Source organism: Marinobacter sp. UBA2498, from assembly GCF_002341575.1.
GTDB classification, from domain to species: domain Bacteria; phylum Pseudomonadota; class Gammaproteobacteria; order Pseudomonadales; family Oleiphilaceae; genus Marinobacter; species Marinobacter manganoxydans.
Genome location: NZ_DDOI01000058.1, coordinates 59,407 through 63,441 on the forward strand (window position 1 = coordinate 59,407; position 4,035 = coordinate 63,441).

A 4,035-nucleotide genomic window follows, 5' to 3' on the forward strand; every position below is an offset into this window, starting at 1 on the left:
TGAAGTTCTTGAGACCTGGGTCACTCCCCTCGCGACCCAGCTCAGTGCCTGGTATCTGGAGGGAACCGAACCACTTACACATTTTGATCAACTGCAGGGCAAGACCGTCATCACGATAGGCGGGTACACCTATGGAGGGCTCTTGTACTGGCTGGAGGCGGAAGGTTCGATTGACGTCACCCAGGCTCCAAACTATCGGGCTGCTCTGGAAATGCTCAAGCTTGGCCGAGGCCATTACCTGTTTGGGCATCGGGATCCGGTCGTGGAAACCCTGACCATGCCCAAAGACGAGAAAATCCGTGAATCGGCGATCCGTTTGAGGAATCTGACCTGGCTGTTCTCGCTGGCCAATCCCCGGGCAGCGATCCTGCGGGAAGAGTTCAATGATGCCTACATCCGTCTGGCTGAAAAGGGTGAAGTGCCGCCGATACGAAACCTTGGAGAAAGCTTTGTGATCCCCGGATTTCCCGAGCAATACCGTTAGTAGTGTTCAGGGCTCAGGAATCCGGGTTCAGAAGGATGTCCCCATACCAGGCCGTGGCCTTTTCACCGGTGTTGTCCGAATCCGACATGATGGCAATGCCCACGACCGGTGGCGGTTCCTCGCCAAACGCTTCCCGATAATCGGCCATGATATCCCGCTCCACCGTGACCCATTCGCCGACCTGTTCTGATCCGGAATTCACGGCAATCATCATGGTTTTCTCGGTGTACGGGTTGGGCACAATCTCGCCCTTCGGGAGAGTATTGGCCCAGATGTAGTTGAGGGCATTGCCCGGCAGGGACTCACCGAATAACACCTCGACTGTCTTGCGTTTGGCGCGCTCGAAAAACCCCGCCTTCTCGGGCTGGAACTCGAACGCCACATAGATTCTGGCCGGGTAATCGTCCCCGGACTTTTCCCGGGCATCCCCGTTTTCGAAGACATTCGAGACCTTCCAGCGCCATTGCAGAATCAGCGAATCGGTTGGCTCCAGCCTGACCCGTGCGATCAGTCCCGACGCACCGCCGTCCGTGGTCGCCCGCACGACCTGCTGACCGTATTCGGTTGTCAGTTCATAGCGGCTGAGCTGATCTATCTTGGGGAATTCCAGAGGCTCCCAGCCATCATTCAGGGACTGCATTTCCGAGAAAGGTGTGAGCGGGGATGGTGTCTGTGCCAACAACAGCCCTGACAGGCCCATCAGAACCAGCACTGATAAAAATGTGGCAGTCTTTCTCATCGAGCTTCTCGCTTTCAAGATCACAGTACCCCGATGGACAGACGCTATGAGCAAAAGTGCCCGAGGCCATTACTGGATTGCGAGCAAGCGGATTGCACTGGCTGCGGCCGCCGTCCGGTTTTCTACGCCCAGTTTCCGGAATACCTGCTCCAGGTGTTTGTTAACGGTTCGGGGACTCATATCCAGGATCTGGCCTATCTCCCGGTTGGTCTTGCCGTTCGCGATCCAGAGTAACACGTCGGATTCTCTCAGTGTCAGCTCGAACCGTTGCCGCAGGGCTGCTGTTGCGCTGTTCTGGTTCTGTGGTGTTTTCAGCCGCAGCAGGTATTCCCGGTTATCCACAAGGGCAAGAAACTCTACCGTTCTGTCGATGCCCATGATTTCGACTGGCATGCTGTGGCCCGGCTCGGGACGGTGGCCCAGCCATTCCTCCAGTCTGGCACGTACCTCGGGGAATTCGGGATGCGCTGCGTCGGGCAGGTACTGGCAAACCTGTGGCGTGCCCCACAGCAAGTTCGCCTCGCGGTCCACCGCAAACAGGTTCTGACCGGCCGTATCCAGGGCGCTACGAGCACTGCGGGTCATGCGGGCATTCGTCAGGTGTACATCCATTCTGGCCAGGAGTTCGGTGGTGTTAATCGGTTTGGTCACGTAATCCACGCCACCGGCGTTGAGCCCCATAACAACGTGCTCGGTATCGCTTAGACCGGTCATGAAGATGATGGGAATATCGGCGAACGCAGGGTTCTCTTTCAATCGACGACAGGTTTCAAAGCCGTCCATATGGGGCATCAAAGCGTCCATCAACACCACATCCGGGGTGATGTTCTGGCTTATCGTAAGGGCCTGGTTTCCTTCCAGCGCAACGAGCACCGTCATACCTGCCTCTTCCATGGCATCGTTGATCATTCGAATGGAGTCGACTGCGTCATCTACGACCATCACGACAGTCTTCCGGTCATTATGAAGCTTCATGTTCGGCTACCTCGAGTAGTTCAAGAATTTTCTCAAACTGGAAATCGTTGGTGAGTCTGGTGAGCTCAATCGCAAAGGGTTCGGCCGCCTCGCCGCTGTGTTTCAGGTCATGCAATGCCTCAAGCAGGCCTTTCCGGTGTCCGATCCGGGCCAGAGTGGCCAGAGCCAGGCGATGCTCCATTTTGGGTAAAGGCAAAACGCCATGGTCGGGTGCTGGAATAGCCGCCATGGGATCCGGGCTCTTATCGAATCGCCAATTGAGATCCAGCACGCTGGCAATGGTGTCGAGCAACAGGTTCAGCCGAACCGGTTTGATGATGTAGCCATCGTGCAGACGCGGTGAGTCTGCGGCGTGGTGGCCTTCGTTAGCGTCGGCAGAGACCATCACGACAGGCATGGTGTGCTTGTGCTGTCGTAGCATTGCCAGGACTTCCCAGCCGCTTTGGCCCGGCATGGACACGTCGAGAAGCACAAGGTCAGGGCGTTCAGCCTCAATGGTTGCCAAAACCTGCAGAGCATTGCCAAGATCGACGATTTCAAAGCCCAGTGGCGAGAGCATGGCCCGCATGACCTGGCGGTGGGACACATCGTCATCCACCAGCAGTACCTTTCGCCGCGAACCGTGGTAACCGTAGATGCGCTTGGCCGGCATTGATATCGAGCGGGGTGTCGAAGAATGCAGGCTTGATAGCATCAGACTGACCCGGAAGACACTACCCTGGCCCGGTACACTCTCCAGCGAGATATCGCCACCCATGATTTCCGTGAGCAGGCGGGTAATGGTCAGACCCAGGCCTGTGCCGGCCCGGCTTTGCCCCGGTGTCCGGATACGTTCGAAGGGTCGGAAGATGCGTTCCACATTCTCAGGGGCTATGCCTTCCCCGGTATCGCGTACGGTGAACTCGGCGACCTGACTGCGATAACGCAGGGTCAGGGAGACGCCGCCCCGATCCGTGTATTTGATGGCGTTGGAGAGAAGATTGATCAGAATCTGGCGCAGCCGCTTCTCATCGGTGGTGACCATTTCCGGAAGCGGGTTGGGGCAGTGGTAATCGAAGGCCAGGCCTTTATCTTCTGCCTGCAGGCGGAACATGGTCACCAGTTGCTCCATCAACAGCTCTATTCGAACCTGATCGCGGTGCAGGTCCAGGCGGCCAGCCTCGATCTTGGAAATATCCAACAGCCCCTCTATCAGATCGGCGAGGTACTCACCGCTGCGGCGAATGACGCCGAGGGCTTCCTTGCGGTGGGAGGGAATGGTCTCGTCGTTTTCCATCAACTGGGCATAGCCGAGGATGGCATTGAGCGGGGAACGGAGTTCGTGACTGATCCCCGTCAAGTAGCGACTTTTCGCCCCGTTGGCGGCCTCCGCCTGTTCCTTTGCCTGCTGAAGAGCCTGGTCGGTCCGTTCGTGGGCGACGATCTCTTCCATCAGGAGGCGATTCTGGCGACGGGACTCTTCCTCGGCCACCACCCGGCTTTCGTGGGCGAGCACGAACAGCCAACAGATCACGCCGGTCACGATCACCAGAATGAAGAACACCTTCCACAGGGTTACCGATAAAAGAATGCCTTCAGCGGGTGAAGCGACCGGCGTCTTGAAATAGATCAGGGACAGCAGCAGGCCGGAAAGGCCGTTGATGAGCACCAGCAGGCTCAGAAAATGCCCGAGCCTTGAGCGCAGACCGGCCAAGACCGGTTTTGGCATCAGGCTCCCGAGAAACTGATTGAGCTGTTCCTGATATCCGGCCCCCGGTTTGCAGGCGTCTGCGCAACGGGCATCGAGTGAACAGCACAGTGAACAGATGGTGCCGTCGTACGCGGGACAATGGGTGAG

Annotated in this window: 3 protein-coding genes and 1 pseudogene; 1 reads left to right on the plus strand and 3 read right to left on the minus strand. The window is 57.5% G+C overall.

The window, feature by feature from the left end; all coding sequences use genetic code 11:
- Positions 1 to 484 (plus strand): annotated as a pseudogene (locus tag B2W52_RS07115) (substrate-binding periplasmic protein); the annotation flags it as partial.
- Between the two features lie 13 nt (positions 485 to 497).
- Here B2W52_RS07115 and B2W52_RS07120 read toward each other — a convergent pair.
- The 3 genes from B2W52_RS07120 to B2W52_RS07130 form a co-directional block, all read right to left on the minus strand.
- Positions 498 to 1,184 carry a DUF3047 domain-containing protein gene (locus tag B2W52_RS07120; protein ID WP_053115499.1) on the minus strand — a complete coding sequence of 229 codons (687 nt, stop codon included), beginning with the start codon at positions 1,182 to 1,184 and terminating at the stop codon, positions 498 to 500.
- 108 nt (positions 1,185 to 1,292) lie between these two features.
- Positions 1,293 to 2,198, minus strand: a complete 906-nt coding sequence (locus B2W52_RS07125; RefSeq protein ID WP_053113353.1) for a response regulator transcription factor — start codon at positions 2,196 to 2,198, stop codon at positions 1,293 to 1,295.
- A partial coding sequence (locus B2W52_RS07130; protein ID WP_286802149.1) for an ATP-binding response regulator occupies positions 2,185 to 4,035 on the minus strand: 1,851 nt, incomplete at its 5' end. The genes B2W52_RS07130 and B2W52_RS07125, both read right to left, overlap by 14 nt.

Bases quoted from the DNA above. Each gene is read 5' to 3' on its own strand.
- B2W52_RS07120 (WP_053115499.1), bottom strand. From the start codon at position 1,184: ATGGGCCTGTCAGGGCTGTTGTTGGCACAGACACCATCCCCGCTCACA.
- B2W52_RS07125 (WP_053113353.1), bottom strand. From the start codon at position 2,198: ATGAAGCTTCATAATGACCGGAAGACTGTCGTGATGGTCGTAGATGAC.